22 protein-coding genes and 2 pseudogenes are annotated in these 23,042 nt (G+C 71.1%); 14 read left to right on the plus strand and 10 right to left on the minus strand.

Translation table 11 applies throughout. The features are described 5' to 3' along the window. Positions 1–496 precede the first annotated feature (496 nt). Together ACIQGV_RS16580 and ACIQGV_RS16585 are read right to left on the minus strand one after the other, a co-directional pair. The gene (locus ACIQGV_RS16580; protein WP_402495219.1) at positions 497–880 is read right to left on the minus strand and encodes a DUF6083 domain-containing protein; all 384 of its coding nucleotides are present in this window, start codon (positions 878–880) and stop codon (positions 497–499) included. A 175-nt stretch (positions 881–1,055) separates the two neighbouring features. Then, positions 1,056–1,220, minus strand: a pseudogene (locus ACIQGV_RS16585) (transposase family protein); the annotation flags it as partial. A 290-nt stretch (positions 1,221–1,510) separates the two neighbouring features. Between ACIQGV_RS16585 and ACIQGV_RS16590 the strand changes: the two are divergent. Then, positions 1,511–2,383 (plus strand): hypothetical protein, encoded by an 873-nt coding sequence (locus ACIQGV_RS16590; RefSeq protein ID WP_402495222.1) that lies wholly within the window; start codon positions 1,511–1,513, stop codon positions 2,381–2,383. Here the strand turns inward: ACIQGV_RS16590 and ACIQGV_RS16595 are convergent. After that, a complete protein-coding gene (locus tag ACIQGV_RS16595; protein ID WP_402495224.1) occupies positions 2,370–4,550 on the minus strand; it encodes a DNA methyltransferase in 2,181 nt (726 codons plus the stop codon). The genes ACIQGV_RS16590 and ACIQGV_RS16595 overlap by 14 nt on opposite strands. Positions 4,551–4,633: 83 nt before the next feature. Between ACIQGV_RS16595 and ACIQGV_RS16600 the strand changes: the two genes are divergently transcribed. Both ACIQGV_RS16600 and ACIQGV_RS16605 read left to right on the plus strand, forming a co-directional pair. Then, positions 4,634–5,209: a GntR family transcriptional regulator gene (locus ACIQGV_RS16600; RefSeq protein WP_402495227.1), complete on the plus strand. Its 576-nt coding sequence runs from the start codon at positions 4,634–4,636 to the stop codon at positions 5,207–5,209. Between the two features lie 29 nt (positions 5,210–5,238). Continuing rightward, positions 5,239–6,555, plus strand: a complete 1,317-nt coding sequence (locus ACIQGV_RS16605) for an acyltransferase family protein (protein WP_402495229.1) — start codon at positions 5,239–5,241, stop codon at positions 6,553–6,555. Between the two features lie 35 nt (positions 6,556–6,590). Here the strand turns inward: ACIQGV_RS16605 and ACIQGV_RS16610 are convergent, their stop codons facing one another. Further along, on the minus strand, positions 6,591–7,397 hold the full coding sequence (locus tag ACIQGV_RS16610; protein ID WP_402495231.1) for a nuclease-related domain-containing protein: 807 nt from the start codon (positions 7,395–7,397) through the stop codon (positions 6,591–6,593). A gap of 104 nt (positions 7,398–7,501) precedes the next feature. Here ACIQGV_RS16610 and ACIQGV_RS16615 point away from each other — a divergent pair, with 104 nt between their 5' ends. From ACIQGV_RS16615 to ACIQGV_RS16645, 7 genes are all read left to right on the plus strand, one after another. Further along, on the plus strand, positions 7,502–8,008 hold the full coding sequence (locus ACIQGV_RS16615; protein ID WP_402495233.1) for a dual specificity protein phosphatase family protein: 507 nt from the start codon (positions 7,502–7,504) through the stop codon (positions 8,006–8,008). 359 nt (positions 8,009–8,367) lie between these two features. Continuing rightward, entirely contained in the window at positions 8,368–9,147 is a 780-nt protein-coding gene (locus ACIQGV_RS16620; RefSeq protein ID WP_402495235.1) for a hypothetical protein, read from the plus strand. Next, positions 9,144–10,451, plus strand: coding sequence for an ATP-binding protein (locus tag ACIQGV_RS16625; RefSeq protein WP_402495238.1), 1,308 nt, complete (start codon positions 9,144–9,146; stop codon positions 10,449–10,451). Before ACIQGV_RS16620 ends, ACIQGV_RS16625 begins: the two co-directional genes overlap by 4 nt. A 647-nt stretch (positions 10,452–11,098) precedes the next feature. Next, positions 11,099–11,446 (plus strand): SH3 domain-containing protein, encoded by a 348-nt coding sequence (locus ACIQGV_RS16630; protein ID WP_402495241.1) that lies wholly within the window; start codon positions 11,099–11,101, stop codon positions 11,444–11,446. Between the two features lie 65 nt (positions 11,447–11,511). Further along, entirely contained in the window at positions 11,512–12,879 is a 1,368-nt protein-coding gene (locus ACIQGV_RS16635) for an FtsW/RodA/SpoVE family cell cycle protein (RefSeq protein ID WP_402495243.1), read from the plus strand. Further along, on the plus strand, positions 12,876–14,333 hold the full coding sequence (locus ACIQGV_RS16640; RefSeq protein ID WP_402495245.1) for a penicillin-binding transpeptidase domain-containing protein: 1,458 nt from the start codon (positions 12,876–12,878) through the stop codon (positions 14,331–14,333). Before ACIQGV_RS16635 ends, ACIQGV_RS16640 begins: the two co-directional genes overlap by 4 nt. Before the next feature lie 45 nt (positions 14,334–14,378). Then, on the plus strand, positions 14,379–14,894 hold the full coding sequence (locus ACIQGV_RS16645) for a DUF3291 domain-containing protein (RefSeq protein ID WP_402495247.1): 516 nt from the start codon (positions 14,379–14,381) through the stop codon (positions 14,892–14,894). A 157-nt stretch (positions 14,895–15,051) separates the two neighbouring features. Here the strand turns inward: ACIQGV_RS16645 and ACIQGV_RS16650 are convergent. Next, positions 15,052–15,857 (minus strand): annotated as a pseudogene (locus ACIQGV_RS16650) (hypothetical protein). Between the two features lie 213 nt (positions 15,858–16,070). On the opposite strand from ACIQGV_RS16650, the gene ACIQGV_RS16655 reads away from it, so the two are divergent. The 4 genes from ACIQGV_RS16655 to ACIQGV_RS16670 all read left to right on the plus strand — a co-directional run bounded on the left by ACIQGV_RS16655 (position 16,071) and on the right by ACIQGV_RS16670 (position 19,421). Next, entirely contained in the window at positions 16,071–17,009 is a 939-nt protein-coding gene (locus ACIQGV_RS16655) for a diiron oxygenase (RefSeq protein ID WP_402495249.1), read from the plus strand. Between the two features lie 84 nt (positions 17,010–17,093). Further along, a complete protein-coding gene (locus ACIQGV_RS16660; RefSeq protein ID WP_402495251.1) occupies positions 17,094–17,744 on the plus strand; it encodes a TetR/AcrR family transcriptional regulator in 651 nt (216 codons plus the stop codon). Beyond that, entirely contained in the window at positions 17,737–18,060 is a 324-nt protein-coding gene (locus tag ACIQGV_RS16665; protein WP_402495253.1) for a hypothetical protein, read from the plus strand. The genes ACIQGV_RS16660 and ACIQGV_RS16665 overlap by 8 nt, the downstream gene beginning before the upstream one ends. Before the next feature lie 104 nt (positions 18,061–18,164). Then, positions 18,165–19,421: an NlpC/P60 family protein gene (locus ACIQGV_RS16670; RefSeq protein ID WP_402495255.1), complete on the plus strand. Its 1,257-nt coding sequence runs from the start codon at positions 18,165–18,167 to the stop codon at positions 19,419–19,421. A gap of 98 nt (positions 19,422–19,519) precedes the next feature. Here the strand turns inward: ACIQGV_RS16670 and ACIQGV_RS16675 are convergent, their stop codons facing one another. The 5 genes from ACIQGV_RS16675 to ACIQGV_RS16695 are packed head-to-tail and all read right to left on the minus strand — an operon-like array spanning position 19,520 to position 22,855. After that, positions 19,520–20,767, minus strand: coding sequence for a styrene monooxygenase/indole monooxygenase family protein (locus ACIQGV_RS16675; protein ID WP_402495256.1), 1,248 nt, complete (start codon positions 20,765–20,767; stop codon positions 19,520–19,522). 13 nt (positions 20,768–20,780) lie between these two features. Then, positions 20,781–21,425: a GTP-binding protein gene (locus ACIQGV_RS16680; RefSeq protein ID WP_402495258.1), complete on the minus strand. Its 645-nt coding sequence runs from the start codon at positions 21,423–21,425 to the stop codon at positions 20,781–20,783. Beyond that, complete coding sequence (locus ACIQGV_RS16685) at positions 21,406–21,828, minus strand: DUF742 domain-containing protein (RefSeq protein WP_402495260.1); 423 nt, start codon at positions 21,826–21,828, stop codon at positions 21,406–21,408. Before ACIQGV_RS16685 ends, ACIQGV_RS16680 begins: the two co-directional genes overlap by 20 nt. After that, entirely contained in the window at positions 21,825–22,328 is a 504-nt protein-coding gene (locus tag ACIQGV_RS16690; RefSeq protein ID WP_402495262.1) for a roadblock/LC7 domain-containing protein, read from the minus strand. Before ACIQGV_RS16690 ends, ACIQGV_RS16685 begins: the two co-directional genes overlap by 4 nt. After that, on the minus strand, positions 22,325–22,855 hold the full coding sequence (locus ACIQGV_RS16695) for a hypothetical protein (protein WP_402495263.1): 531 nt from the start codon (positions 22,853–22,855) through the stop codon (positions 22,325–22,327). The genes ACIQGV_RS16690 and ACIQGV_RS16695 overlap by 4 nt, the downstream gene beginning before the upstream one ends. Positions 22,856–23,042 lie beyond the last annotated feature (187 nt).

Below are 23,042 nucleotides of genomic sequence, written 5' to 3' on the forward strand. Positions count from 1 at the left end.
ACGCCGACGCACAGTGGCGTACGAGCGCGGACGATCAGCGCAGACGAGAAGTAGCGGAAGCCAATGCAGCGCCCCCGCCCAAGTTGCTTCGGGACTAAGCAGTCCCTACCCCAGGCGCCCAGCGCCTCCAGCCCACACGGGAGAGCGGCCGGCGCAGTGCCCGACCGCGGCCAGTTGAGGGCTCCTGCGACACAGCTCCGACACACTGTGTGTTCCCGTACCGCAACGGACTGGCTCCTGCGCAGGTCAGAAGGGGTGCATGGCTCGATCGGCGCAATCACTCCGGAGCCGTGTGCGCAGGTTCGAATCCTGCCGGGGGCACCCAGTATGAGGTGCCCAAAGACCCCGCCATCAGCGCTTTAGCTGAGGACGGGGTCTTCGCGTATGTGCAGCCACATGCAGCGCTGAGCGGCCCCAGGACGGGGTCCGTGGACTGTTCGTGGACAGGATCTTGCGGCGTCTGCCCCGGTCAGCCCTGGCGTTTCCGCGGCGACCGTCAGCCGGCGTCCGGCCACTCCTCGGGGGGCGGAGACGGATCGGGCTCACTCTGCCGCTCCACCTGCCGGGCGTTCTCCCCTCGCAGGGTGGTCAACCACGGCCACAGATCCGGCAGAGGCTGTGCCGGGCAACCGAGACGGTGCTCGATACGACACCGCTGGAACTGATCCGGCGGACACACCCCGTAGACCGTCACCCGTCCGTCGGACAGCTCGATCCACCGGTACTCCGCCGGCACCGTGTGGGCGAGCGGATTCATGTCTGGCTCCAACAGCACCCAGTCCTGCTCAAGCGTCGCCACCCGATCCTGCAACAGCCCGCAGTACGGGCAGCGGGACTTCCCACTGCCCAGACGCCGCGGCTTCTCCTCCAGAACCCCCATACGGTGAGGGTCGCCAGCCCGTCCGTCCAGGCGTAGAGCGCAAACCGGACGGGACCTCTGGGGCAGCCGTCCGTCAGCGGGACGGAACACGGCGCGGCAGGTGCAGCCGGCAACCACCGACCGACCTCACGCGGCCGAGACACGACGAAGCCCCCAACCCAGCGGGCTTCCGCAGTCGGCAGCCCGAGGCCGGACAGGCCAGTCGCTGTACGCACACGCCGACAACGACGGGCCGACCGTCGACCGGCATGTCAGCCACCGTCCGGCGATGACACCCATGCACCTTCGCTGTCGGTGTTCCGCACGCCGGACACGGCACCGTCACGTCCTGCGTGCGGGCCGTGCCCACCGCGGGCCAGAGCCACTCGTGTTTTGACAGTCCCGAGCCGGGGCGGTTGACTCCGCGGCTTTAAGCAGCCTCTTCGGCACGAGCCTCGAAGATCTCCAGCTCAAAGTCGCTTCATCGACCATGCGGCGAAGTGCCCGACCCGGGAACCTTGGGACAGTGGGTCGGTCTGGTTTCAAGCAGCAGTGTGATCAACACTCAGCCGATCGTCCGTCCCATGTGCTACCTCTGGCGCCATGAGCTTCGATGCGACTGGCAGGGTTCGCCCTGGAGACCTCCCGGCGATGGCCTTCACCATCCTCTCGGAGAGATTTTTCGATGACCAGGGGAGCCCAGTTGCTTTCCGGCTCCGTGACAAACGGAACACTCAGGACGACCCTTTCGACGAGTACGTCACAGAGCTGCTGCGGCAAGAGATGCCGGAGGAGGTCATTGTTCTCCGGGCGGACAAGCCCCTGGTGTCTCCGGATGCCGTGATCGCTCGGCCGGAGGAGTACGAACTCCTGAAGACCGGCGGGGTGGATTACGACCCCTGTGCGATTTTCGGCCTCGAGGTCAAAAAAGTTGATCTCGGAAAGAACGGAAAACCTGCCCGCTCCACGGGATTGGACTACAACAGCACCCCACCGTGCGCAACCATCCGCGTGTACGCCGAGGACGGCAGCGAGATTCGAATCCCCGGATTCTATCTCTTCGTCGCACTCGAAGAAAACAAGGAGAGTGGCACGGTACGCGTGCATTCCATGGTACTGGCGGCCGGTGCTGTCCTGAATGAGGATGTCGACCTGTACGACAGCATCACAGGCACCCGAACGAAGGAGATCGGGCTCGGCACCTACGGTGACGGAGCGAACCGCCTGCGTCCCATGCTGCTGTTCTCCAACCCGCTCGGCTGGGACTGGACACTCGGCGCCGCAACGCTGATCAGCGAGCGGACCGACCTCTCGGGCGAGCAGCCTCTCGTCCATGTGCGCGACATGGCCCGCACCGTCTCACCCGGGGTGTTCGAGATCTTCCACTGTTACCGACTCGCCAAGCTGTCCCCTCCTGAGGAAGACACTGCGTTGGACCCCTTCCCTCAGCCGTCGAATCGCAAGGAAGAGACAGCTCAGCGAGGCCGATTCGAGATCGACCTGCGGACGCTCACCCTCGGTTAGAGCGTACGCCAAGGACAACGGCAGCTTCAGCGACCGCTTCTCCGGCTGCCACCGTCAGCGCGTCCACGGTTGACGAATCACCGGGAAGCGTGTGCAACGCGAGGACAGAGCCTCTGACCACCGACTCGATATCCGCATAGCCGACCTTGACGCCCGCCTCCTGACACTCGCGCAGTGCAGCAATGGCACGGTCTCGTACCGCCTCGACGGTGGCCGTCTCAGGAATGGCATGACCCGTGGGCCGGCACACTACGATCGAGTCCAAGTTGGAGGGATCAGAGGCACTGGATTTTACGGTGCTGGTACTCATCTCCGCCTTGACCGGCTGGACTGCGGTGATCACCAGCCCTGCGGCCTCCAGCGCCTTCACCAACTCGACCCAGCCAGTAATACGCGCTTGGTGAAAGGTGAAGGCCAGGAGGCCGTTCGGCTTGAGCAATCGAGAGCACTCTTTCCAAACGGCAGCGATGGCACGGCCGAACTCCGCAGGATCAGCGGATTGGACTTCCTCCGTGTGGCGGGTCGTGGCGGACTGCACCGGATAGTCGGCGAAAGGTTGGATCCGGCGAAGCCAGGCATGAAAGAAGTCGGCGAGTTCACTGTAGTGGACATTGTCCATGAACGGGGGGTCGGTGATGACCAGGTCGACTGACGCATCCGGGAGATCGAACGAGGCAGAGGAGCCGCAGCGGACGTACGCACTGACTCGCCCATGCTCGAAGTCTTCAACGTCACCCATCGCCAGAGAAAGGGGCTGCGACAGCCCGAAAACACGCTCCGGACTTTCACTCACCGGCACGAGGTCATGCGGGTTTTGCTTGTATTCCCATGCGCGGACGATGCGTGACTGATAGAGCGTAGAGAAAGCCCCGGAGGAAGAAGGTGTGCCCCACGGATGCGCTTCAAGTGGTGTCCGCTCCGGCTTCAGAACATGGTTGGAGAACATATGCCGGACAGCTCCGGTTCCTTCACCCTTGAAGGAACAGAAAAGGTTGTTGAACTCCAGCACACCAGAGAAAAGTGCAGCCAGCGCCTCGCGTTCTGCACCTCGGTCGAGATCACGGATTGCAGCGCCGAGCAACCCCAGGCTGTAGAGCTGCCGAGCATTGAAAAACTGCCGCCACTCACGATAGTTCCAGCGGATTGCCTGCCGGGTGTTATGTCCGTCGTCTAGCGCACCGAAGGGTAGCGCAAGCTCAGAGCTTCGCTCTTCCAGAAGCCTATCGGCTTCCGCGTAGAGGGCCAGGTCGAATTCATCGATCGGTTCGTACTGCCGTGTTCTGTCAGCATCGAGTACTTGCTTTGCGTACATCTGGAACCGCGGAGGCTGATCCCCGAGGGCATCGATGACTTTTGTCGTATGCCCCCGGGAGCAGGTCATGTTCGCGCGGTTGACCGGCCCGGTCAGGCTCGACGTACGACCGCAGGAGTGGCAGGTCAGGTGATCGTCTTTCACCACATCGACGATCACGACCGCATGGCAGTGCGGGCACGTCGCCCTACCGGTCGGGTGCTTCTTGGGGTAGGCGTGCTGTGCAAACACATATCGACTGAACAGTTCAACCGGCGGCGCGTCCGGGGAACATTGTGGGCAATCAGCGAGACCGACCCAGAAATAATAGAGGACAGGTCGGCCGTGCTTGTCCCGGTGCAGATGGTCGATCTCGTGGCGGACCTGGGTCTCAACCTGTTTGAACGCACGGTCCAGGTGTGCACGGTCCCACGGAGCCAACGCCTGCCGCTGCACCAGAGTGGCGACAGGATTGATGTCTCCACCGACCACCTTTGCGCCCAGCTTGGCCGCCTCGGCCAGCGTGGTCCCCGAGCCCGCGAACGGGTCGCAGACGACAAGACCATCGAGCCGCAATGCATTGCTGTAGCACTCGATCGCGTCCTGTTCGTCTTCCGCCACCGCGGCGGCCAGGATGCCGCGGAAAACGGAGCCGAGCCGCTGCGCCCACCACTTGTGGGTGTGCGTGGCCGGGCGGTGGACTTCCTTGCGCCAAGACTCCCGCTCGGCAGCAGCCGACACGACTCCGGCAGGAAAACCGGTCTCCAGCGCCGTCGTCGCCGGGACCGCACTTCGGATGATCAGCGTCGGGCCGTCTTCCGCAGCGCTGAACATGCTCTCCTGCTCGAAGATCGTCACTTGCACCTCCAGGTTCATCCAAGTATCTCCGGTCACCGCCACCACGTGGCCGACGCACCACACCACACTGCTGACGGGGCCCGAGGCCGAACCCTTCTCAAGTGACAAAGGTCGACCAGGACCACGGCATGGAGCTGAGTCCTGACGATCCACTCCCGGCTTACCTGCAGATCGCCGCCACCCTCCGCGAAGACATCGCAACCGGAAAGCTCGGCCCCGGAGGCCGGCTCCCGTCCGGCCAGGAGCCGGCGAAGGAGTTCGGCACGGCATTGATGACAGCCCAGCACGCCCTGCGCGTCCTCCGCGATGAAGGGCTCGTGATCTCTCGGCAAGGCAGTGGGGTGTTCGTTCACACCCCCGCACAATCCAGGCAGGAAGCAATGAGACCTCACGCCTCAGAGGCTTCCGTCGCAGCCCGGCTCGAATCCGTCCAGCTTGAGCCGAGCAAGATGAACGAGCGGCTGGCATCCATCGAGCAGCAGCTCAGAGATGGCCGTGGCACTGCGGAAGAACAGCGTGCAGACGCCGTCCACGACCGCCTGCAGGGCGCAGCAACCAAGGGTGCGGGCATGGTCGTCCGTTCCCGGGGCGAGGGGCCGGTGGTCGGATCCGGTCCGATGAGGGCGCGTAGTAGCCTTTTGCGGCTGGTCGCGCGCCTCGGGGTTCTCCGCAGGTAGAAGCACCGGAGGGCCGTCAGGAGAGCTGAGTGCGAATAGGCAGGAGTGCTGCGCGCCGCAAGGCGGGCGGTGACCGGATCGTCGTTCTGGACGGGCTGCGGCTGATCGCGGCGCTGATGGTCGTCTCGTACCACTATGTGGCCTTCGGCGAGGGCTGGGAGGGTTCGCAGGCGAAGCTCTTCCCGGTGGTGTTCCGCCCCTCCGCCTACGGGTGGCTGGGGGTGGAGCTGTTCTTCATGATCAGCGGCTTCGTGATCTGCATGAGCTGCTGGGGGCGCAGCCTTCCCGACTTCTTCACCTCTCGGGTGATCCGTCTGTTCCCGGCCTACTGGGTCGGAGTCCTCGCCACGACCGCCGTGGTCACCCTGGTGCCCGGCGGCGTCGACCCGCTCGCCTGGCGGGACGTGCTGGTCAATCTGACCATGCTCCAGTGGCCGATGGGGGTCGGGCACGTCGACGGGGTGTACTGGACGCTCTGGGCCGAACTGCGCTTCTATCTGCTGTTCGCCCTGGTGGTGTGGCGCGGGCTCACCTACCGGCGGGTCGTCGCCTTCTGCCTGGTGTGGGCCACCGTCGCGCTCCTGGCCGACGGGTACGACATCCGTCCGCTCGACCAGCTGGCGGTCGTGCCGCACTGCTGGTTCTTCATCGCCGGACTGGCCTTCTACCTGATGTACCGCTTCGGTCCGAACCTGCTGCTGTGGGGCATCGTCGCCTTCTCGTACGTCATGGGGCAGTACACCGTGATGGAGACCTGGTCGCGGACGCTGGAGCGCGTCGGGCACCGCATCCCCGGCTGGGGTGTGACCGTGCTGATCACCGTCTTCTTCGTGGTGATGGCGGGTGTCTCGCTCGGATGGTTCCGGCGGATCGACTGGCGGTGGCTGCCTGCGGCCGGTGCGCTGACGTACCCGCTGTACCTGCTCCACGAGTCCATCGGCTGGGAGGTCTTCCACCGTTTCCAGCACTCGGTGAACCGCTGGGTGCTCCTCGGCGGCACGGTCGTGGGCATGCTGGTGCTGGCGCATCTGGTGCACCGTGTGGTGGAACGGCCGGTCTCGCGGCGGCTCAGGGCCGGCCTGCGGGCGGCGTTCGCGCAGATCGGTTCCGATCGTTCCGCCGTGCCCGAGTCCTCCGTCGTTCCCGGTCGTTCCGCCGTGCCCGAGTCCTCCGTCGTTCCCGGTCGTTCCGCCGTGCCCGAGCCGTCCGCGGTGTCCGTCACCGCCCCGTACGGTGACGCGCCGTACGGTGACGGCGGGCAGGGCGGTCCGAAGCCGTTCGTGCCCGGTGCTCGGGCCGCGGAGGCGCAGGGGTTCGACCCCGCCGAGGGGCCGTTCGGCCGCTGAGCCCCGCCTCCGGTCCCGTCCGGCCGGGCCGGGCGTCAGAGCCGTGTCCAGGTGCGGCGGTCCCTCGCCATCGCGTGCAGGGCCTCGATGTCGGCCGGTTTGAGCACGCCGCCCTGACGGGCGAGGCCGCCGAGGCCGGTGTCCTCCAGGATGCGGACCTCGCGCGGCGGCGCGGTGACGGTGAGCCGTCCGGCGGGGCCCGCCAGGGCGAGGACCGGGCGGACCTCGGCGGTCAGGGCGTAGGAGGCCCGGTCGGCGGCGGCGCGGACCCGGCGCAGCAGCGGGGCAGCCTCCCCCCGGCCGACGGTGACCATCGGGTCGGCGATCAGCACCCGCAGTCTGCGCGCGTACACGGCGTGGACGGCGAGAAGGCCGCCGGGTCCGACGACCAGGTGGTGGATGCGGTCGCCTCCGGGCAGCGGGACGGAGTGCAGGCAGTGCCAGCCGGCGCCGTCGAGCCGGTCCAGCGCCTCGCCCACGGCCTGCTCGGCCAGCAGCGCCCGCCGTCTGGGGTCGGTGCGCAGCCGGTGGACCGGGCCGGGATCGCGGTCCAGGGCGATCCGGAGGGCCTCGCCGGGACGGTTGGGCGCGAGGTCGTCGTCCGGGTGCAGGGCGAGCCGGGCGAGTTCGGCGGGGGTCGGCGGCGCGGGCGGGCCGACCGTGACGGGGCCGGTGAGGAAGGGGCGCAGCGCCTTGAGGACGTCGGCTCTGCGGTTCTCGTCGAGCAGGTTGACGCGGCTGCCCTCCCTGTCGTACCAGGCGATGTTCCGGCCGTCGGAGAGGCGGACGTAGAGCCGCTCACGGCCGTGCCGCCAGGTCGGTACGACGCGCGGTCCGTTCATGCACCATCACCCCACGTCCATGGGAACAGGCGGGGTGCTGCCGGGGCAAGAAGCCGGTTACCTTGGAGAGCAGTTGGGCAGGTCCCGGGGCTGGGGAGGCGCCGTTGCGTACCCGCAGGAAGCAACCCGACGTACCCGCTCCGGAGCGCCCGTGGGACGAGGTCGTGCCCGGTCTGTGGATGGGCGGGCACGAGTTCCGGGGCCGTACGGGGCAGGTGGAGACCGTGGTGGTGCGGGACGAGTTCGACCTCGTGCAGACGCTGCTGCGGCTGCCGGGGTACGGGCCGGACACCGGGGTCGATCATCAGGTGTGGCCCATTCCGGACGGGCCGCTGGACGGAACGCAGCTCGCGGGCGTGATCCGGCTGGCGGAGGCGGCGGGGGACGCGCTGGACGCGGGGCGCCGGGTGCTGGTGCGGTGTTTCCACGGCTACAACCGTTCCGGTCTGGTGGTCGCGCACGCGCTGGTGCGCCGGGGTCACTCCGTCGAGGACGCGATCCGTCTGATCCGTACCCGCCGCTCGCCGTGGGCCCTGCACAACGAGCTGTTCGAGGAGTATCTGCGAGCGGGCCTGCCGACCGCGCGGCTGCTGGAGGAACTGGCGGAGTAGCCGCGGCCGGGCACGGGGACCGGGCACGGGGACCGGGCACGGGGACCGGGACCGGAGACCGTGCCCGGAGACCGGGACCGGAGACCGGGCACGGGGACCGGGACCGGAGACCGGGCACGGGGACCGGGACCGGAGACCGTGCCCGGAGACCGGGACCGGAGACCGGGACCGGAGACCGGGACCGGAGACCGTGCCCGGAGACCGGGCCCGGCGGCCCGCCCGGCCGGTGTCCTTCACCCGCCGTATTCACGGGCGGGGGACGGCCCGGGGTCCGCGTCGCCGTGCCCGAGTGCGGGGTGGCCGGTTTCGCGTTAATAAGGTGTACGGGGCCACGCCCGTCCCCGAGTCGCAGGAGTTCCGTGCCGCCCCTTCGCCGCCCTTCGCGGGCTCTTCTCGCCGCCGCGGCCGCCGGGCTGCTCGCGGCGGCGGTCACCGGCTGCGGCGACGCGGGCGGGCTGCGCGGTGCCGGGGCGACGCCGACCGCGGTCGGACCGGCCCGGCTGTGGCCCGAGCTGGCGCCCGCCTCCTCCCCCGCCTTCGACTTCGACGAGGCGGAGACGAAGGTGGTCGAGGGTGTACGGGTGACGGGCGGCATCCGCGGGGTCGACCCCGTGGCGATCGTCCGGGCCGAGATCGACGCCGACCCGAAGGAGTACGCCGGTGCCGGGGCCGAGTACCGCGAGACCGCGCGGCGGATGGCGGACTGCGCGCAGGGTGCGGGCAAGGGGCGCTGTCCGGTGCTGCGGCCGTACTACCGGGATCTGACGGGCGACGGGCGCGACGAGCTGGCGCTGGGCTTCCGGCAGCTGCCCGGCACCCTGACCGCCGTACGCGTGTACACCGTGCAGGGGAGCCGGCTGGTGCAGGTCATGCAGCACGAGGACGCCCTGAGCCGGGTGGAGCTGGCCGGGCACTCGGTGATCGTCCGCTCTCCCTCGGAGGTCGCCGGGTACGAGTACCGGTTGCAGTGGACGTGGGACCCCGACCAGAAGGCGATGCTGCTGACCCAGGACGAGATGCTGCGCACCGGCGGGCTTACGGCCGCCCCGGTGCCCACGCCGAGGCCGAAGCGGTCGGCGGCCCCGTGGCCGTCGCTGTCGCCCTCCCTGGCGCCGTCGCCCTCGGCGGGCCTCCGATGAGGTTCGCCCCGCCCGGCACGCTCGCCGTGAAGACGGCCGTGTTCATCACGGTGATGTGCTGCGCGCTGGCCGCGCTGCTCGGTGTGCTGGTGCATGTGTCGGTGACGAACCAGACCGTCGGCCAGGCCCGGGAACTGGCGCTGGACCGGCTGGCGCAGGCCACGGACGCCTTCGAGGCCGGGGACACCCCGATGCCGGGTGCGGGCGTGGATCCCGGGGACCTGCCCGCGCGGCTGCGGGCGCTGGCGGCGGGCGGCGAGCGCGGCACGATGGTCGCCCGGCATCTGGGCCGGCCGACGATGTGGGCGGCGGGCCCGGCCGACGGCGGCCGGGTGCTCGCGGTGCGGGTGGACTACTCGCAGCAGGCCCGCACCATCGACGGCCTGGACCGGGCGATCCTCGGCTCCTCGGCGCTCGCCATCGGGGCGACGCTGCTGGTCGGCGCGCTCGCCGTGCAGCGGGTCACCCGCCGGCTGCACGCCACCGCGCGGGTCGCCCGGCGGATCAGCGCCGGTGACCTGGACGCCCGGGTGAACGACCCGCGGTCCCTGGATCCGAGGCGCCCGCAGGACGAGGTGGCAGCGGTGGCGGCCGCGCTGGACTCGATGGCGGGGTCCCTGCAGAGCAAGCTGACGGCGGAGCAGCGGTTCACCGCGGACGTGGCGCACGAGCTGCGCACCCCGCTGACCGGGCTGCACGCGGCGGCCGAGCTGCTGCCGCCGGGCCGGCCGACGGAGCTGGTGCGGGACCGGGTGGCGGCGCTGCGGACGCTGACGGAGGACCTGCTGGAGATCTCGCGGCTGGACACCGGACGGGAGCGGCTGGATCTGACGACGGTGGAGCTGGGGGTACTGGCCCGGCGGGTGGTGCGGGCCGCGGGTGACTCCACGGAGGTACGGGTCGTACGGGATGTGCTGGTGGAGACGGACCGACGGCGGCTGGAGCGGGTGCTGGGGAACCTGGTGGTCAACGCGCACCGGCACGGGCGGGGGCCGGTGGTGCTGACGGTGGACGGGCTCGTGGTGACCGTACGGGACCACGGGGACGGCTATCCCGGGTATCTGGTGGCCCATGGCCCGCAGCGGTTCCGCACGGAGGGCGGCTCCAAGGGGCACGGGCTGGGGCTGACCATCGCGGTGGGGCAGGCGGAGGTGCTGGGGGCGCGGCTGTCGTTCACCAACGCGGCGGACGGCGGGGCCGTCGCGACGCTGACGCTGGGACAGAAACCGGGACAGGGCCACGGACACGGACCGGGGCAGGCACCGGGACGGGGACACGGACCGGGCCCGGAACAGGACGGCTGAGCACGGACCGAGGCAGGGGCGGGGGCAGGGGTAGAGGCAGCGGCACGAGCCGGGACACGGGCCCGGCCAGGGCAGGCACCGGGCCCGGGACACGGGCCCGGCCAGGGCAGGGCAGGCACCGGGACGAGGGCACCAACCGGGCCCGGAACAGGACGGCTGAGCACGGACCGGGGCAGAGGCAGAGGCGCGAGCCGAGACACGGACACAGCGGGACAGGGACAGGGCCCGAGGCAGGGACACGGCCCGGGACAGGGACAGGGACACGGACCGGGGCAGAAACCGGAGCACGAGCCGGGACACGGACCGGGGCAGGGACACAGCGGGGCAAGGACACAGCACGGGGCAGGAACCGGAGCACGAGCCGGGGCAGGAACCGGAGCACGAGCCGGGACAGAAACCGGAGCACGAGCCGGGACAGGAACCGGAGCACGAGCCGGGACAGGAACCGGGACGCGGGCCAGGCCAGGAACACAGCCAGGCCCGGGACACGAGCCCGGCCAGGAACACGGCCAGGCCAGGAACACAGGCCCGGCCAGGGGCACGGCCAGGGCGGCCGAGAGCCGGATGGCCCAGTCCGGCGGGCGGGTGTCCGGTACCCCTCCTAACGTGGCGATAAGTCAGATTCGGCCCGTCTCACGGAGGTACGCATGTCCCTGTGCTCCCGCCTCGTCATATCCCTGACCGCCGCGGCCCTCGCCGCGGGGGCCGCGGCAGCGCCCGCCCTGGCGAGCGAACCGGGCCACCGCGGCAGCCAGAACCCGCGCCTGTACAAGGGCGTGGTGACCGCGAACACGCTGCTGCTGCGCGCCGCGCCCACCCGCGGCAGCCAGGTCATCCGGACGGTCCGCCGGGGCCAGATCGTGAAGATCTACTGCAAGACCACCGGCGAGAACGTCCAGGGCAACCGGCTCTGGTACCTGCTGCCGGACGGCACCTGGGCCTGGGGGTCGGCGCGGTACATCGACAACATCGGGCCCGCGCCCCGCTGGTGCTGACCGGCACCGGAGGCGTCACCGCGCCACATGGCTCACAAGGAGCTCCATTTGGGTAAGTTCCGGACATGACCGAGGCCGGAACCGGAATCGCCGCGAAAGCTGTGGACGCGCCCGCCCCCGCGGTGCGCCTCCCCCGGCGCCGGGGCGTCGAACTCGCCCTCCTCGTCCTCGCCGTCCTGCTGTCGGTGTACGGCTATTGCGCCGTCGGCCTCGCCAGGAACGGCACCGTCCCGCCCGGCGCCGCCGGTTACGGCGCCGGGCTCGGCGTGCTCGCGCTGCTGGCGCATCTGGCGGTGCGGCTGCGCGCCCCGTACGCCGATCCGCTGCTGCTGCCGATCGCGGTGCTGCTCAACGGACTGGGGCTGGTGCTGATCTACCGTCTGGACCTCCAGACCCCGGGCGACCGTGCCGCGCTCACCCAGCTGGTGTGGTCGACGCTGGGGGTGACCCTGTTCGCCCTGGTCGTCGCCGCACTGCGCGACCATCGGGTGCTCCAGCGGTACGCGTACGTGTGCGTGGCCGCCGCCCTCGCGCTGCTGGTGCTGCCGATCCTGTTCCCGGCGGTGAACGGCGCCCGTATCTGGATCCGGATCGCCGGGTTCTCCATCCAGCCGGGCGAGTTCGCGAAGGTGCTGCTGGCGGTGTTCTTCGCCGCGTATCTGGCCGCCAACCGGGGCGCGCTGGCGTACGCGGGACGCCGGGTGTGGTGCGTGCAGCTGCCGACCGGCCGGGTGCTCGGCCCGATCGTCGCCATCTGGCTGCTGAGCGTCGGCGTGCTGGTCCTGGAGCGCGATCTGGGCACCTCGCTGCTGTTCTTCGGCCTGTTCGTGGTCATGCTCTACGTCGCCACCGGCCGCACCGGCTGGATCGCGGTCGGGCTGCTGCTGGCGGCGCTCGGCGCGGTGGCCGTGGGCTGGCTGGAGCCGCATGTGCACAGCAGGGTGGAGGACTGGCTCCACCCGTTCGCCTCCATCGAGGCGGGCGAGGGCCCCAACCAGCTCTCGCAGTCGCTGTTCGCCTTCGCCGCGGGCGGCATGCTCGGCACGGGCCTGGGGCTCGGGCACTCGGTCCTGATCGGCTTCGCCGCCAAGTCGGACTTCATCCTGGCGACGGCCGGGGAGGAGCTGGGGCTGGCCGGCCTGTCGGCGGTCTTCCTCCTCTACGGTCTGATGGTGGAGCGCGGCTTCCGGGCGGGGCTCGCGCTGCGCGACCCCTTCGGGCGGCTGCTCGCGGTGGGACTGGCCTCGATCGTGGCGTTGCAGGTGTTCGTGATCGCGGGCGGGGTGACCGGGCTGATCCCGCTGACCGGCATGGCGATGCCGTTCCTGGCGCAGGGCGGCTCCTCGGTCGTCACCAACTGGGCGATCACCGCGCTGCTGATCCGGGTGAGCCACTCGGCACGGCGCCAGTACGACGGGAGGGCCGCCGTATGACCCGGTACATCCGGCACGCGGCCGTCTTCTGCGCCCTGCTGCTGGTGGCGCTGCTGGGCAACGCGGCCCGCATCCAGGTCTTCCAGGCCGGGCGCTACGACGACAGCCCGGCCAACCGCCGTGAGGTCATCGCCCGTTACGGCCAGCCGCGCGGGAACATCCTGGTCGGCGGGCGGCCGGTCACCGGCTCGGTCGACACCCGCGAGCAGCTGCGTCATGAACGCACCTACGCGCACGGCCCGCTGTACGCGCCGGTGACCGGTTTCTCCTCGCAGAAGTACGGCACGAGCCTGCTGGAGCAGGCCGAGGACCCGGTGCTGTCCGGCACGGCCCCGGTACTGACGCCGTTCCCGCTGTGGAACGACTTCACACGGGCGCGGAACCCGGGCGGCGATGTCGTCACCACCCTGAACGCGGCCGCGCAGCAGGCGGCGTACGAGGGGCTCGGCGGGCGCAAGGGGGCGGTGGCCGCGATCGAGCCGTCGAGCGGGCGGATCCTGGCACTGGTGTCGGCGCCGTCGTACGACCCGGCGGCACTGTCCGGGAACGGGCCGGAGGTCACGGACGCCTGGACGCGGCTGAACGGCGACCGGGAGAAGCCGATGCTGAACCGGGCGGTGCGCCAGACGTATCCACCGGGGTCGACGTTCAAGGTGGTCACCGCGGCGGCGGCGCTGGACGCGGGCGTGATCACGGATCTCGACGAGCCGACCGACTCCCCCGATCCCTACACCCTGCCCGGGACGACGACCTCGCTGACGAACGAGTCCGACGGCTGCGAGGACGCTCCGCTGCGGGTGGCCTTCGAGTGGTCGTGCAACACGGTGTTCGCCAAGCTCGGGGTGGACGTGGGGGCGGAGAACATGGTGGCGACCGCGCAGGCGTTCGGCTTCAACGACACCGGGACGGGGATCCCGTTCGCGGTCGCGCCGAGCACCTTCGACACCACCGTCGACGACGCGCAGCTCGCCCTGTCGTCGATCGGGCAGTACAACACTCGGGCCACGCCGCTGCAGATGGCGATGGTGGCGGCGGCCGTCGCGGGCGGCGGGCAGGTGCGGGAGCCCTATCTCGTCGAGCGGACGACCACGGCGGGCGGCAGCACGGTCACCTCCACCGGCCCGCGCCCGGTCCGTCAGGTGATGCGGCCGTCGACCGCGGTGCGGATGCGGGAACTGATGCGGGACGTGGTGGAGGAGGGCACCGGCACCAACGCGGCCGTCCCCGGCGCGGTGGTGGGCGGCAAGACCGGCACGGCCCAGCACGGCGTCGGCAACTCCGGTACGCCGTACGCCTGGTTCGTCTCCTGGGCGCAGGGCGGGAGCGATCCGGAACCGCGGGTGGCGGTCGCGGTGGTGGTCGAGGACGGTTCGGCGGACCGGGAGCACATCACGGGCGGCGGGATGGCGGCGCCGATCGCGCGGGCGGTGATGGAGGCGGTGCTCACCTCGTGAGACGAGGGGTGTCCCGGACGGGCCGCCCCGACCTAACGTTCGGGCATGACTGACGTCGCGTACGAACTCGCCCAGGTCAACATCGCCCGCCTCAGGTTCCCGCTCGACTCCCCCGAACTGAAGGACTTCGTCGACGCCCTCGACCCGGTCAACGCCGACGCCGACACGGCCGACGGCTTCGTCTGGCGTCTGATGAGCGACTCCGGCAACGCGACGGACATCCCCGTCCTCGGTGACTCCTGGCTGGTCGTCAACATGTCGGTGTGGCGCGACCCCAACGCCCTGACGGCCTACATGTACCAGGGCCGGCACCGCGAGCTGCTCTCCCGCCGCCGTGAGTGGTTCGAGCGGATCGAGGAGGCGACGGCGGTGCTGTGGTGGGTCCCGGCCGGCCACCGCCCGACGGTCGCCGAGGCGGAGGCACGCCTGCTGCACCTGCGCGCGAACGGCCCGACGCCGTACGCCTTCACCCTGCGCACCTCGTTCCCCGCGGCGGCCTCGGCGGACACCTCGCGGCCGGCGGACGCGGGGGTCCCGGAGGGGCTGGGCTGCGGGGTCTAGGGTCCGCCCGTCCGGATCGTGCGGTCCGCCGATCTGCCGGTCCACCGGTCCGCCGGTCCACCGATCTGCCGGTCCACCGATCTGCCGGTCCGCCGGTCCACCGATCCGCCGGTCCACCGATCTGCCGGTCCACCGGTCCTGATCCGGACGGCGGCCTTCAGCTCTCCTGGAGGCGGCTCTCCTCGATCGCCTCCTGCACCTCGGCGACCCGTTCGCGCTCCTCGGCCGCGAAGCGTTCCGCGTCCGGCTTCTCGGCGATCTCCTCGTCCTGGTTCATCAGCAGGTCCAGGTCGGAGTCGCCGAGCTCCAGGACGCCCATGTCGACGTATGCCTGCTGGAGGCGCCTGCCCCACAGGCCGATGTCCTTGACGCAGGGGACGATGCGGGAGAAGAGGAGCTTGCGGAGGAGGGCGAGGAACTCGGACCGCGCGCTGAGCTCCTCGGCCTCCGCCTTCGGGATGCCGAAGTTCTCCAGGACCTCCACCCCGCGCAGCCGGTCGCGCATGAGATGACGGCCCTCGATGACGAACTCCTCGCGCGGTAGAGCATCCCGACCTTCTCGTGGAGGAAACGGCCGTAGATCTCGGCGTGCCGGGCCTCGTCCATCGTCCGGGCCGCCGAGAAGAACTCGGCGTCCATGTCCGGTGCCGACTCCACGATCCGGGCCGCGCAGATCATCGCGCCCTGCTCGCCGTGCAGGAACTGGCCGAACTGCCAGGAGGCGTGGTGCCGGCGCAGCTCGCCCTTGTCCTTGCCGGTGAGCTCGGCCCAGTGCTTCGTGCCGTACAGGCTCATCGCCCGGTCGGGGGTGCCGAGCGGGTCGTACGGGTCGACGTCCAGATGCCGGTCGATCCGCCGCCGCCCGTCCCACTGCTTGTCCTTGCCCTTCTGGTGGAGGGCGAGCAGCCGGTCGCGGCCGTCGTCGTAGTCCCGTCCGAAGCGGGCCGCGCCGGACGCGGGCACTTCCCAGTGGGGTTCGCCGGGCCGGCATACAGGCCGTACGTCGACATGTCCCGCAGGCTCACATGCAGGCGCGGCCGAGGCGACGAGTTGTTGCGCACACCGCGCCGACAAGTTCCTGCGCGGGGGATTGACGGCCTTACTGACAAGCAGTCTTATAAGACGTGTGACCGGCGGGTAACCCGCCATGCCCCCGTACGACGAGGTGGATGAGCCATGACGACCCTGACGGATGCCGACGCGCTCGACGGGCTGCACGACGCGCTCGGCCGGCTCAAGGACCGGGAGCAGGTGGCCGAACGGCTGCTCGCCTCCTCCGCCAAGCACTCCTTCGACCCGGACAAGGAGCTGGACTGGGACGCGCCCTTCGAGGAGGGCAAGTGGTTCTGGCCGCCGGAGCTGGTGTCGCTGTACGGCACGCCGATGTGGAAGCGGATGAGCGAGGAACAGCGGATCCTGCTGTCGCAGCACGAGGCGGCCGCGCTGGCCTCGCTGGGCATCTGGTTCGAGATCATCCTGATGCAGCTGCTGTGCCGGCACATCTACGACAAGGCCGCCACGAGCGCGCACGTGCGCTACGCGCTCACCGAGATCGAGGACGAGTGCCGGCACTCGAAGATGTTCGCCCGGCTCATCAGCCGCGGCGAGACGCCCTGGTACCCGGTCAGCCGCGCCCACCAGAACCTCGGCCGTCTGTTCAAGACGATCTCCACCACGCCCGGCTCCTTCACCGCCACCCTGCTCGGCGAGGAGGTCCTCGACTGGATGCAGCGGCTGACGTTCCCCGACGAGCGCGTCCAGCCCCTCGTCCGGGGCGTCACGCGCATCCACGTCGTGGAGGAGGCCCGGCACGTGCGCTACGCCCGCGAGGAGCTGCGCCGCCAGATGCTGACCGCGCCGAAGTGGTCGCAGGAGTTCACCCGGGTCACCTCCGGGGAGTTCGCCCGGGTGTTCTCGGTGGCGTTCGTGAACCCCGACGTCTACACCAACGTGGGGCTGGACAGGCGTGAGGCGATGGCCCAGGTGAAGGCCAGCGGGCACCGGCGTGAGGTCATGCAGAACGGGGCGAAGCGCCTCACCGACTTCCTGGACGACATCGGTGTGCTGCGGGGTGTGGGCCGCCGTCTGTGGAGGTCCTCGGGACTGCTCGCCTGAGTTCCGGCCGCGTGACCGGCCGCGGCCGGTCACGCGACTCCCGGCACCCTTTGCGTCACCCGTCGGCGGGCTACGCTGCCTTCCATGACCCCCTCCGCCCCCGCCTACCGCCGGCTGAGCGTCGAGGAGCGGCGCAGCCAGCTCCTGGAGGCCGCCCTGTCCCTCTTCGCGCACCGCGCGCCAGAGGAGGTCTCCCTCGACGACGTGGCGGAGGCGGCCGGGGTCTCCCGGCCTCTGGTGTACCGGTACTTCCCGGGCGGCAAGCAGCAGCTGTACGAGGCCGCCCTGCGCTCCGCCGCCGACGATCTGCGGCACTGCTTCGACGAGCCCCACGAGGGGCCGCTCCCGGACCGGCTCTCCCGGGCCCTGGACCGCTATCTCGCCTTCGTCGTGCAGCACGACGCCGGCTTCAGCGCGCTGCTCCAGGGCGGCAGCGTGGTGGAGACCTCCCGCACGACGGCCATCGTCGACGGCGTACGGCGGGCCGCGGCCGAGCACATCCTCAGTCATCTGCGGGTCACCGACCCGGGGCCCCGGCTGCGGATGACGGTCCGGACCTGGATCACGGCCGTGGAGGCGGCGTCCCTGATCTGGATAGACGAGGACAAGCAGCCCGCCGTGGACGAGCTGCGGGACTGGCTGGTGGAGCAGTTCTTCGCGATGCTCATGGTGACCGCCCGGCGCGACGCCCAGACCGAGGCGCTCGTGGCGGGGCTCGCCGCGGCGGATGGCTGACACTGGTGCGGTGAAGAGCGAAGACACCCCGTTCGAGGGCGGGCCGATGGACGGCCGGGTGCTGCCGGTCCTGCTCGGCGCGACCGGGCACCCGCCCAAGACGTACCGCATCCCCGTGCCCGACCCGGCCGGCGGCCCGCCGGCCGTGCTGGTCTACCGGCGTGTCCCCCGCCAGGAGGGCCGTCCCGTCGGTCTGCGCAACCGCTGGAAGTACACCTACGACCCGCTGGGCGACCAGGGCGGCGGCCGGCTGCGGTGGCCGTGGTCGAAGCCACGCGCCACGCCGGACGGCAAGCCGGACGACACCCACGGGTGACGGGGTTACGCCGCCTCGCGGACGTTCGCCGCGCGCGGCACGCGGAGGCGTCCCATGCTCGCGGTGCGGAGCGGGACCGCTCCCCGCGCACCGGAGGTGATGGAGTGTCAGGAAGGCTTCTGCGGCTGCTCTGTACGGCGGCGGTGGCGGCCCAGGCCGTCCTCGTGGCCGTCCCCGCGGCGGCCGCGCCCGGCCCGGACCCGGCCCTGGACACGGGCCCCGCGGCCGTCACCCCGGAACCGGAACCGGAACCGGACACGGACACGGACACGGGCACGGACGCCGGTACGGGCACGGACGCCGGTACGGGTACGGGTACGGGTACGGAGGCCGGTACGGGCGCGGGCGGCGCGGACCGTCCGGTCGCCGATCTGCTGACGGATCTTCAGCGGCTGTACCGGCAGGCGGAACAGGCCACCGAGACCTACAACGCGACCGGGGAGAAGCTCCGCGAGCAGCGGGCCGAGGTCACCCGGCTCGACGGCGAGCTGGCCCGCGCCCGGCTGTCCCTGCACGACAGCCGGGACGCCGCCGGACGGCTCGCCCGCCAGCAGTACCAGAACAGCACCGATGTCTCCTCGTACGTCCGGCTGCTGCTCGCGCACGACCCGCAGCACGCGCTCGACCAGCGCCATGTGATCGGCCGGCTGGCCCGCGAGCGCGCCGAGACGGTCGGCCGGCTCACCGGCACCGAGCGCAGGGCCGACGGCCTGGCCCGCAAGGCGCGCGCGGCGCTGGACCGCCGGCTCTCCCTGGCCGCCGCCCAGAGGAAGCAGCGCGACGCGGTGGACCGCAGCCTGGACGAGGTGGAGAAGCTGCTGGCCTCGCTGAGCGGCGAACAGCTCACCGCCCTGGCCGACTTCGAGCGCCGGGGCATCGACCGGGCCCAGCGGCAGATGATGTCCGCCCCGGGCGCCCCCGGCACCTCCCTGGAGCCCAGCCGGGCCGGTGACGCGGCCCTGCGGTACGCCGTCCAGCAGATCGGCAAGCCCTACGAGTGGGGTGCCGAGGGTCCGGACGCCTACGACTGCTCGGGCCTGACCTCCCGGGCCTGGGCGAAGGCGGGCCGGCCCATCCCCCGCACCAGCCAGGAGCAGTGGGCCGAGCTCGACCACGTCCCCCTGAGCGGCCTGCGCCCGGGCGACCTGGTGATCTACCACCCCGAGGCCACCCATGTGGCGCTCTACCTGGGCGAGGGCATGATCGTCCACGCCCCGAGGACGGGAGAGAGGATCACGGTGGCCCCGATCGCGTCCCTGCCCGTCCTCGGAGCGGTGCGTCCGGAAGGGGTGCGGGGAACCGCGCGGGCGGACTCGGCGGACCGGCAGCCGCTCGCGACGCCTTCCTCCGGCAACCCCTAGGCTCTTCGGGAGTGGGAGCGGCGTGCGTGCCGAACGCCGCCCAGGGCCGGCCGAGAAGTGCTGCCCCTGCATGCCCGGCCTGATCCGAACGACAGGCCCTAGGCGAACGACCCCAGGTACGCCTCGGTCCTCGACGGCTCGAAGAAGAAGCCGTCGAAGTCGGCCGGGTCGTCGAAGCCATTGGCGAAACGGTCCGCCACCGGCTGGATCTGTCCGGCCGCGCCGATGAGGTTCAGCACGTGCTCCGGCGGCGGCGCCAGCATCGCGTTGGTCCACTTGACCACGTGCTGCGCGGTGTCCCAGTAGCGGTCGAACGTCGCCCGCATCCAGGCTTCGTCGAACTCCTTCTCCCCGTGCTCCAGGATCGACGCGAGGTACGCGGCCGCGCACTTGGAGGCGGAGTTGGAGCCCTGTCCGGTGATCGGGTCGTTGGCGACGACGACGTCCGCCACCCCGAGGACCAGACCGCCGCCCGGCAGCTGACCGACGGGGTTGCGGACGGTCGGCGCGTAACGCCCGGCCAGGGTGGCGCCGGCGTCGGTGAGTTCGGCCTTCGTCGCCCGCGCGTACTCCCACGGCAGGAACTTCTCCATGAGTTCCAGCGTCAGGGAGAGGTGCTCCGAGGGGTCCTTGACGCCCTGGAAGGCGTCCAGCGGGCCGCCGGGCACGCCCTCCCAGAAGAGGATGTCGGCCCGCCCGGAGGTCGTGAGGGTCGGCATGACGAACAGCTCGCCGACGCCGGGGACGAGGTTGCAGCGCACGGCGTCGAACTCGGGGTGCTCCGGGCGCGGCCCGAGGCCGTGGACGTAGGAGACCGCGAGGGCGCGCTGCGGCTCGCCGTACGGGGAGCGGGAGGCGTCCCTGCCGAACATCTGGACCAGCTCGCCCTTGCCGGCGCTGACCAGGACGAGGTCGTAGGCGCGGGAGAAGTAGTCGAGGTCGCCGACCGCGGCGCCGTGGACGACGAGCTGGCCGCCGCGCTGGGCGAAGGTCTCCATCCAGCCGGCCATCTTCACCCGCTGGTCCACGGACTGCGCGAACCCGTCGAGCTTTCCGACCCAGTCGATCGCCCGCTGCGAGGGCCCCGGGTCGAACGAGCCGGGGACCGCCACCGAGACGCCGAGCCCCTCGATCTTCGGGGCCCGGGACTCCCAGAAGTTCAGCTGGAGGTCGCGTTCGTGCTGGAGCGCGGTGTGGAACATGCACTGCGTCGACATGACCCGGCCGGCGCGGATCTCGTCCGCGGTCCGGTTGGACATCAGGGTGACCTCGTACCCGTGCGACTGGAGTCCGAGGGCGAGCTGGAGCCCGGACTGGCCGGCTCCGACGACGAGTATCTTCCGCATGCGGGGCTGTCTCCTACTCGGGGGTTTCGTCGAGCGCGTGGCCCACCAGGCCCAGGAGGGTCTCGATCACGGAGATCCGGCGACGCGCGTCCATGATCATGACAGGTACATGCGAAGGAATCGTGAGGGCCTCGCGCACGTCCTCCGGCTCGAACCGCTCGGTGCCGTCGAAGTGGTTGACCGCGACGACGTACGGCATCCCGCAGCTCTCGAAGTAGTCGAGCGCGGGGAAGCAGTCCTTGAGCCGGCGGGTGTCGGCCAGCACGACCGCGCCGATCGCACCGCGCACCAGGTCGTCCCACATGAACCAGAAACGCTGCTGTCCCGGCGTGCCGAACAGATAGAGCACCAGGTCGTCGTCGAGCGTGATGCGGCCGAAGTCCATCGCCACGGTGGTGGTGAGCTTGCCGGGCGTGGCGGTGAGGTCGTCCGTGTCCTCGCTGGCCTCGGTCATCAGCGCCTCGGTCTGCAGGGGCGTGATCTCCGAGACGGCGGTGACGAGGGTGGTCTTGCCGACGCCGAAGCCGCCGGCCACCACTATCTTCGTGGCGATGGGGGCGCGGGTGCGGTCCGTCTGCCAGGCTTTCAGGTTCTCGTCCTCGTCGACGAGAGGGGCGACGCCCAGGGAGGGGGCGGCGTCAGAGACGGCGGAGTCCACTCAGCACCCTTTCGAGCAGTGCGCGGTCCGGCCGGCCCGTGCCGTGGCCGGTACCGGTGCCGTACACCCGGATTCTTCCCTGGTCCGCGAGGTCGCTCAGCAACACGCGGACCACGCCGAGCGGCATCTTCAGCAGCGCGGCGATCTCGGCCACCGTGCGCATACGGCGGCACAGTTCGACGATGGCCCGCAGCTCCGGCATGACCCGGGCGCTCAGGGGGCTGTTCGTCAGCTCCTTGCGCTCCGGCGGCGCCTCCAGCGCGGCCGTGCTCGCGACGAAGGTCTCGACGAGCAGGACGTGGCCGAAGCGGGTGCGGCCGCCGGTGAGCGAGTAGGGGCGCACGCGGGCGGGCCTGCGGTCGCCGCCGCGGACCGGGAGGCGGTTCCTCGGGGCGTCGCTCATCGGGCGCTCCCGGCGGTCTCGGTCTCCAGCGACCTGCGCAGCTCGCTGCGGAGTTCGGGGGTCAGGACATGGCCGGCGCGGCCCACGAAGAGCGCCATGTGGTACGCCACCACGCTCATGTCGCAGTCGGCGGAGCCGTGCACGCCGAGCAGGGAGCCGTCGCTGATCGACATCACGAACAGGCTGCCCTCCTCCATGGCGACCATGGTGTGCCTGACGCCGCCGAACTCCATCAGGCGGGCGGCGCCGACGGTGAGGCTGCCGATGCCGGAGACGACGGTGGCCAGGTCGGCGGAGGAACCCCGGGGGCCCTTGGGCCTGCCGCCGGACGCCTGGCGGGCGGCCTCGGTCCTTCCCGGGTCGGAGGAGAGCAGCAGCAGGCCGTCGGAGGAGACCACGGCGACCGACTGGATGCCGGGCACCTCCTCGACCAGGTTGGTCAGCAGCCAGTGCAGATTGCGGGCTTCACTGCTCAGTCCGAAGGTACTGGGCGCGGTCAACTGCTTGCCTCCTCGGCTGTGCCCCCCGTGGCTTCATCGGCGTGTGCTTCTCGTGCGGATCCTGCGGTCGGTGACGGGGTCTGTCCGGTGCGCTCGGCGATCTCCGCCTCCACGTGCCGGTAGCCGGCCTCCGCCCCCCGGCGGAAGCCGCCCAGGCGGCGTCGGAGTGCCTCGGCGTCCACGGACCGGGTCCGCTGGCGCGGGGCCTGGGCCGGGGCGGTGATCTTCGGGGTGCGCTTGGGGAGACCCTTGGCGGTGAGCGGTTCGTCCTGTTCGTCGGGGACCCGGCCGTGCTCGGTGGCCTCCTGCGGCGCCGGGTCCGGGGCCGGACGGCCGAGGGGCCCGGCCGACGCCGGGGCGGGGGCCGGGGAGCCGGTGCGGCTGTCCGGCGCGGGTGCGCGGACCGGCAGTCCGGCCGGGCTCTCCGGGGCCGCGGCCGTCGCCGGGGCGGGGGCCGGGGCAGGGGCAGGGGCGGGGCCGCCGACGGGGTCGGCCGGGGCCGCGGCCGGTCGGCCGGTGCCCTTCACCAAGGCAGGGTGGCCGGCGGGGTCCGTCGGCGCCGCGCCCGGGGCGAGGCGACCGGTCGGGTCCGCCGACACCGGAGCCGGGGCAGGGCCGCCGGTCGGGTCCGCCGACACCGGAGCCGGGGCAGGGCCGCCGGTCGGGTCCGCCGACACCGGAGCCGGGGCAGGGCCGCCGGTCGGGTCCGCCGAC

This window comes from Streptomyces sp. NPDC093094 (genome assembly GCF_044754345.1).
Classification (GTDB): Bacteria; Actinomycetota; Actinomycetes; order Streptomycetales; family Streptomycetaceae; genus Streptomyces.